Source organism: Bartonella sp. TT110JLCBS, assembly GCF_042193405.1.
In the GTDB taxonomy this organism is placed as follows: Bacteria; Pseudomonadota; Alphaproteobacteria; order Rhizobiales; family Rhizobiaceae; genus Bartonella.
Window position 1 is genome coordinate 1 of the sequence record NZ_JBHILT010000036.1, and the last position, 6,113, is coordinate 6,113.

Genomic DNA, 6,113 nt, shown 5'->3' on the forward strand with positions numbered 1-6,113 from the left:
TCGTATATAGCTATCATAAAGTGCTTGCATATTGATTGATTCAGATTGAGCAGCATAAGTTTCACTGATACGATTATCTAATATGGGATAAGGGGTATTCTTCGCATTATCATTAGCACTTTTTTGACCAGTTGAATAAGGCGGGTTGCCGAAGATAACTTCGATAGTCAAATTTTTCTGATGTTCCAAATATTCACTGTTTTCTTTGAGTATACCTTCCATAAGATCTTGTTTTTCAATCATTCGAAACGTATCAGTCAAACCAATATGCTTGAAAGGGATATAATTTCCTTTCATAAGACCATGATAGGTTGCTTCGATATTAATGGCTGCTATGTAATAGGCTAGCAAGACAATCTCATTTGCGTGGATATCATAACGGTATTTATATTCCATATCCTCTGGTTTGATGAGATTGGATTGTAATAGCCGTGTGATAAAGGTCCCAGTACCCGTAAAAGGGTCAAGAATAGAAACACCACGTGATCCTAGACTTTTTCCAAATTCATGACGCAACACATCATCAACAGAATGAATGATAAAATCAACAACCTCAATGGGAGTATAAACAATGCCTAATTTTTCTACTGTACGCGGAAAAGCATAACGGAAAAATTCATTATAAAGCTCTACAATTAAACTTTGTTGTGCTTCAAGAGTGGTAATTCCGCGGGTGTAAAATTGTACACTCTTAGAAATATTTTTGAGATCTTGAGATTCTTCTTTAGGAGTAACTTTATCAAGGGTATTGAGTACGCGTTGTAAAGCACAAGATACGGGATTCTCTTGAACAAACTGATGCCCCTCAAATAAAGCATTAAAGACTGGACGCGTCACAAGATGTTGCGCAAGCATTTCAATCGCATTTTGTTCGGAGATAGTTGTATTTAAATTACTACGTAATTCGGTCATAAAATCATTAAACACACGCCGTGTTTCAGTTTCTGATTTCGTCAAAACCTCAGTTAAGCGTGTGATATGAGTTTGAGCAAGATCACCAACATTTATTGCCCATTTTTTCCAATAGCTAGGGTCGTAAAATCTATTAACAATAGCAGCTTTAATGACATCTTTACATTTAGAAAAAAGGGGGAGTTCTCCTTGTTCTTCACATGTGTGAGAGGATTCATAAGTTGCTAACCCAATATTAAGTCCTGAATACTCTAATTTTGAGCGTATAGGTAAATCATCAATAACCGTGGTCGTATCTTCTAACGCAAGTTCTTGAGAAGCAGCAACAATTTCAAGAGCATCGCTTACGTCTTGTTTTTTGTGCATATGGTGAATTATTTTATTAAAGTTATCATCATGAGCACGTAAAGCATTGAGAACTTGCCAGATGACATTATACTTTTGGTTGTTTTCTAAGGCTATTTCCGGCGGAATATCAGCGGGTATCCCAACGGGTAGAATGATATAGCCTCTTTTTTTACCCTCTGCTCGACGCATTACACGTCCTATTGCTTGAATAATCTCAATTTGACTTTTGCGCGGGTGTAAAAATAGAACAGCATCAAGAGCGGGTACATCAACACCTTCAGAAAGACAGCGTACATTGGTAAGTACACGACAAGTATTTTCCCCCGCATCTTCCTTTAACCATTCAAGTTGTTTTGTACGCTCTTTAGCACTAAAGGTTCCATCAATATGGGCAAGGGTACAGTTAAGAGGAGGAGTATCTTTATAGTTTTTATGAAGAGCGCGTAAAGATTCTTGCACTTTTTCTTTTTTGAATCTTTTGCATATGCGTTTAGAAGTATCAATATCTTTGCAAAAAGCTAAAGCTCTACGCATGGGCTTGGGGTCATCTTCAAGATCAAGTTTCAGATCCATTTTGGTAAGGGCTCTATAACAGCCATTAATCTTGGTCCTATCATCGAGAATAAGTTCATAATTCTTATCGGTAATCAGATGTTGAATGGATTGACTTACTTCTTCTTCGTTGACAACTAATATGATAACTTTACAAGGTGATAACAGCTTATCCTCTAAAGCACGTGAAAAGTTGTAAGTGTAAAGTTGTTTGCCATAGAGTTTTTCATTATCCATGGACACCAAAACGTTATTGGATAAGAAAGCATTCCTTTTCAGCTTGTCACTAAAGATCTTTGGGGTTGCTGTCATGTAGAGGCGTTTTTTGCCTCGAATAATGCTATTGTCATGAACCTTGATAAATTCAGATTCATGCTTTTCTGTTCCCAACACAACACCAGTTGTTCTATGGGCTTCATCACAAATGATCAGATCAAATTCAGGTAACCCATGGGTATTTTGTGCATCCGAAATCACTTGGATAGAATGATAGGTTGAAAAGATGACCGTCATTGCATCTGCTAGGTTTTCGCAAGCTTCTTTGGCAAGGGCTTTCGCATCCGTGGTAGCAGGGAGAACAAGATCTGATGTTTCCATGCCAACAATATCATCTTGGTTTTTACGACGCTTGCCTACTTTCGTATCAGAACAAACCGCAAAGGAACGCAACGGGACTTGTGCATCGGCTGTCCATTCACGGATTGTTTGCGAAACTAAAGCCAGAGAAGGAACCAGAAACAACACACGCTTGCCTGTTCCTGCTATGGTTTCTGCTATCTTAAGGCTAGTGAAAGTCTTCCCCGTTCCACATGCCATAATTAGCTTGCCACGATCTGCTTCTTTTAACCCTTCACAGACTTTCTTGATGGCTTCTTCTTGATGGGGACGAGGCTCTTTTGTTGATTTCAGAAGAACTTCTTGTTTTATTGCAAATATTTGCCAATCTATCCGACTGTTTTCCATATGACGAAGGTCAATACGATAAACGGGTATCGCTTGTCCTTTAATCATGGCATTCACATTGTCACTTAATTCCACTTCTGTGGTATCAACGAGAAGACGATATTTAAAGATGTCTTTTCCAGAGGCAGCGATAAAGCTATCAATATCTTTTTTACTGATCTGATGGTCAGCTTTATAAAATTTACATTGAATAGCGACATATCCCTCTTGATGACGAAGCTTTCCCACCAGATCAATGCCGATATCATTTTTATTCCAACCTTCACGCTCTTCAGCCCATTCATAATAGGTTTCTACCTTTTCATAGCGTCCATAATGAAGAGGGTCATGCATAAGATAAGCCATGACAAGATTTTCAAACAATGTTCCCAATTCACGAGGTGATTTTGCTTGTTGACGATAATATTCTAAGAGAGAGCGTAAAGAGACATGTTCATGATCAGAATGATGAGGGCGAAGCATAAAGAATAAACTCCATGACAATATATTCTATTGATTAATTCTCTTCAAAAGAATCAAAATGAAGCTTATTAAATCCATTTTGAATGAATAGTGTGAAAAATTCGGAAAATGCTAAAAAGCGGATAAATTTTTTTCAAAAGTTTTTTTTAATGCTGTTTATCCACAGCCCATGACATGGGATAAGATCAGCAAAATAGTGAAATTTGCTGTTTATTTGATGTGTTAATTGACCTGTTAATCAAGACAAATGCACCATGGACTTTAAAACATCATAATGAGTATTTTGATAAGTTTTATGAATTATTTTATAGATAGGTTTTGTCTGTTTTTAAAACCCCCAAAACACCTACAAAACATATATTATTGGTTGAATTTATAGGTTGTAATGTCGATATAGGTTGTTTTTTTAGATCTGTAAAATATTAACCACTTGAAATATAATAACTTTTATTTTTGACTAAAAAATATATATAAAGGGGGGTAAAAAGAACCCCCATAACTAATGATGGGGAGTGCTTTAAAGGTTCACTGTTATATTGTTTAATGTTTTATAAGATTTCCAAATTGCCTCAGTGTGATGTCTTATGACTTTTCACTAAGGGGTGCCATTCATAACGTATGGTAGGTCGACCGCCTTGGGAGTTATTCTCTCCAGAGATTTCACGAATATAGTTACAACGACATAAAAGCTCTAAAGCTTGCTTAACGGTTTGATTGTCTGTTAAACATTTCCAATCACGTTTATAAACATCCCTTGCTGTAAAAATATCGGGTAAATGATCACAGCGTTCAACAATTAATTTTGCACGCTCTGCTGTTAATGTATCATTCGCCGCATAAAGACGTTTTGCATGACTTAATAGATATTTTTCCCAACGCAATGCTGTTGTAATGGCATAGAGACCAATTTCAAAACCACCACTATCAAGAAGTTCAAAAATTAACGCAAGGCTTGCTATGGTCTTTGGCATTTTTAAAACATGCGATTGTAAGCTTTCGGAGAAACGACCCCCTTTTGCTTCTCTATGAAGGTTTTCTAACCATTCATAAAATTTCTCTTGTGCTTTTGGCATAAAACGCATGATCAGCGGGTGTTCTGGAGAACCTAATCGTTTATCACGAAAAGAGCGAAAAACACCTTCATACTTTTGCCAGCCCTCTTGATTGGGCGGTCTATCAATCAATTTCCATTCTTGATTTTCATCGGGCCACACAATCATTTGAAACCGTTGCAATAAACCGTCATCGTTTATTCCATGGTGCATGGCTTGAATGATGGGAATAATTCGTGAAGGTTGAATGCCTCCAATTATTGATAACGTTACATGGGGGATAAAAATGGTTCCCCGCTCGATACGGTCATAGGTAAATTGATCATCTCCATTAAAAGCTGTGAGATAAAAAGCACGGTCTGTTTGATATTTCTTTCTTTCTAGATTGGTTAAAAAACCAGATAACTCATCACGAACCATTAAGAGACCACGGGGGTTTTCTTTTAAGAGTTCCCCAAGCTTTTCAACCGTCACATCATTGACAATAAAACGAGAGACATCATCATCATGTGTATTATCTTTAGAAGGGGCTTCAGACAAAAGAGCACGGGCTGTTTCAAGATCTCCTTTTTTGATCGCTTTATGGGCTTGTTTTTCCTTTTCTCGTTTGTCTAAAGTTTCAAATCTCTCTTCAATTTCTTGTTTTTCTTTCTGTTTTAACCACTCTTTATACCATTGCTTTTGAAGGCAAGTAATGGGCGCTAAAGCGGCTTTCATGGCTGGTGTTTTATATGTTGATGATTGACCAATAAGAGCGCCCCAGAGATTAGGGACAATCGTCCAATCATCATATTGTTTTGGAGCAACCCGCACGCCATTACCAATGACAGCCGCCAAACCGCATAAAGCAGAGACAGCAATAAAATCCATTGGAGCTTGTTGACGCTCTGAAACGTCATAAACATAGCGACTTAAAGTTAAAGGCATTTGCGCAGCATGAAAAGGCTCGACGGGTAAGAGAGTATATTCAAGTGGTTTTAATTCCCCCCCAACCGTTTTGTTGCAAGGCTTGTTCATAAGGAATGGCTTTTAAACAAGCATTATCGTTATCATTGACAGGGGTATTACTCTCTAAAATATTTTGATTATCTTTTGTCATATTACTTACCTTGAATAATAGAGAAAATCATTGAAATCTAAAGCGTTAGGGGCTTGCATGATAAAGACCTCAAAGCCTTGGCTATAAGCACGTGCAGCTAGGGTAAAACCTGCTTTACGACCCGCATCATCGCCGTCCATTGCAATTGTCAGATGTCCTTTTGTATGGGGTAAATTCATACGCATCATGCCACTGGTTGAAAGAGACGCCCATAAATTCACGGGCTCTGATAACAACCCAGACAGCAGAGACAGCCCCGTTTCAATGCCTTCACAAATAACCAGATGTTTTGGATTGGCTTGACTTAAATGCACAGCACCGCCCATTACAGATCCCAACATGGCTTTTGCTGGTTTCTGATCTGTTTTGCAGCCATTGGCTTGTAAAAAGGTTCTATGAATAGCAAAGGAGTCAGCACCCTTAACAAGAGCCACCAACGCGGGCAGTGTAATCCCTAATGGGTGCGGACAGTTGTCGTGAAAGCGTAAATCAGCAGGCAAATCACATGTAATACCCCGCATACGTAAATAGGTTTCTGCTAAAGTATTTTTGATTGGTTGGCATTGTTGCCAAATTGCTTTTGCTCTCTCTGCTTTCTGTTTTGCTCGTTTGAGATCAGCAGAAATCTGTTTTGATAAAGAAAGCGTCTGATCATAAGCTTGTTTTCCAAGCAAGCCAATTCTGATGAGCGCTTGTATGATCTCTCTAAAAGAGCAGCCAGCATA

At 38.1% G+C, this 6,113-nt stretch carries 4 protein-coding genes; all 4 read right to left on the reverse strand.

The genetic code is table 11. The features are described 5' to 3' along the window. Window positions 1-3,237, reverse strand: a 3,237-nt coding sequence (locus ACFILW_RS08545; protein WP_375685553.1) for a DEAD/DEAH box helicase family protein, incomplete at its 3' end; no start/stop codon positions are given. 569 nt (window positions 3,238-3,806) lie between these two features. Beyond that, a complete protein-coding gene (locus ACFILW_RS08550; protein ID WP_375685554.1) occupies window positions 3,807-5,306 on the reverse strand; it encodes a YfjI family protein in 1,500 nt (499 codons plus the stop codon). Continuing rightward, window positions 5,257-5,388 carry a hypothetical protein gene (locus ACFILW_RS08555; protein ID WP_375624105.1) on the reverse strand — a complete coding sequence of 44 codons (132 nt, stop codon included), beginning with the start codon at window positions 5,386-5,388 and terminating at the stop codon, window positions 5,257-5,259. The genes ACFILW_RS08550 and ACFILW_RS08555 overlap by 50 nt, the downstream gene beginning before the upstream one ends. Window positions 5,389-5,393: 5 nt before the next feature. Then, window positions 5,394-6,113, reverse strand: a 720-nt coding sequence (locus ACFILW_RS08560) for a toprim domain-containing protein (RefSeq protein WP_375685555.1), incomplete at its 5' end; no start/stop codon positions are given.

Excerpts from the sequence above, each read along its gene's own strand:
- ACFILW_RS08550 (WP_375685554.1), bottom strand. The coding sequence starts at position 5,306 with ATGAACAAGCCTTGCAACAAAACGGTTGGGGGGGAATTAAAACCACTT.
- ACFILW_RS08555 (WP_375624105.1), bottom strand. The coding sequence starts at position 5,388 with ATGACAAAAGATAATCAAAATATTTTAGAGAGTAATACCCCTGTCAAT.